Genomic DNA, 1,211 nt, shown 5'->3' with positions numbered 1-1,211 from the left:
CCCTACGCCCGCCCCGCCCGCCCCCACCGGATGGCCCGCGATTGCGCCCCGACGTGCGCCGCCGCCTCGCCCGACGCGGCCCCGCCGGCCGCGGCCGTCGCACACGGCACCCACCGCAACGTCTACCGCCCCGACGGGGAACTCGGCTTCCTGGAGCGCTGGCTCACCGCCGGCGAGCGCGAGCGCTGCACCCCGCAGGAGCAGCTGGAACGGTTCCTCGCCCGCAGCTTCCGGATCGCCCCCGGCATCCGGGCGGACGAACCGCTCCTCGACCGCCTGCGGCACACCCCGGGCTTCACGCACGCCGCGGCCATCGCCGGGGCCTGCCACGAGGTGGAGCTGGAGCGGATGCGCCGGGACCCCGCGTACTCCAGCGCCCGCCTGTCGCTGGAGCCCATCAGGAAGCTCCTGACCGACCTGTGGGGCAGCACCGGAGCGGAGGCGGACTTCCACGCCCTCGACCGCGGGTTCGACTCCCTCGACAAGGCGGCGGAAGCGGCCCGCCCGTTCTACCTCCTCGTCCGCTTCGGCCCCGACCTCGACCAGCTGTCCGACTTCGAGCGGCGCGAGCCGGCCGCCGGCTGACGGCCCCCACCCCGCCACCCCGCGACACCGCTCAGGCGTCGAGCACCTGGCCGGCGCGCTTGACCACCGGTCCCTCCGTCGACCAGGGGAACTCGATCCAGTCGTCGGTCTTCTTCCACACGTACTCGCACTTCACGAGCGAGTGCGACTTCTCGTAGATCACGGCGGAGCGCACCTCGGCGACATGGCCGAGGCAGAAGTCGTGCACGAGCTTGAGGGTCTTGCCGGTGTCGGCGACGTCGTCGGCGATCAGGACCTTCTTGTCGGTGAAGTCGATCGCCGCGGGGACGGGCGCCAGCATGACGGGCATCTCCAGGGTGGTGCCCACCCCCGTATAGAACTCGACGTTCACGAGGTGGATGTTCTTGCAGTCCAGCGCGTACGCCAGAGCGCCCGCCACGAACACGCCGCCACGGGCGATGCTCAGGACAAGGTCGGGCTCGTACCCGTCGGCGGCGATCACGTGCGCGAGTTCGCGCACCGCCCGCCCGAAGGTCTCGTAGGTCAAGGTCTCGCGCACGTCGGTCACGGCGCCCAGTCTCCCCGGCGCCCGGCCGGGTGGCGAGCACCGGCACGCCGGGGAGCGGTCGTGGGGCCAGGTCAGCTGTGGTGCCAGGTCACCGAGA

General features: G+C 72.7%; 1 protein-coding gene and 1 pseudogene. One reads left to right on the top strand and one right to left on the bottom strand.

The window, feature by feature from the left end:
• Positions 1-585, top strand: a pseudogene (locus tag AB0O00_RS40350) (hypothetical protein); the annotation flags it as partial.
• A gap of 31 nt (positions 586-616) precedes the next feature.
• Here AB0O00_RS40350 and AB0O00_RS40345 read toward each other — a convergent pair.
• The gene (locus AB0O00_RS40345) at positions 617-1,114 is read right to left on the bottom strand and encodes a phosphoribosyltransferase (RefSeq protein WP_363659637.1); all 498 of its coding nucleotides are present in this window, start codon (positions 1,112-1,114) and stop codon (positions 617-619) included.
• Positions 1,115-1,211 lie beyond the last annotated feature (97 nt).

The sequence above is a fragment of the Kitasatospora sp. NPDC093558 genome (assembly GCF_040683475.1).
Classification (GTDB): Bacteria; Actinomycetota; Actinomycetes; order Streptomycetales; family Streptomycetaceae; genus Kitasatospora.
Note: the sequence above shows the minus strand (reverse complement) of the source record. Positions and strands in the feature narration are given on the sequence as shown.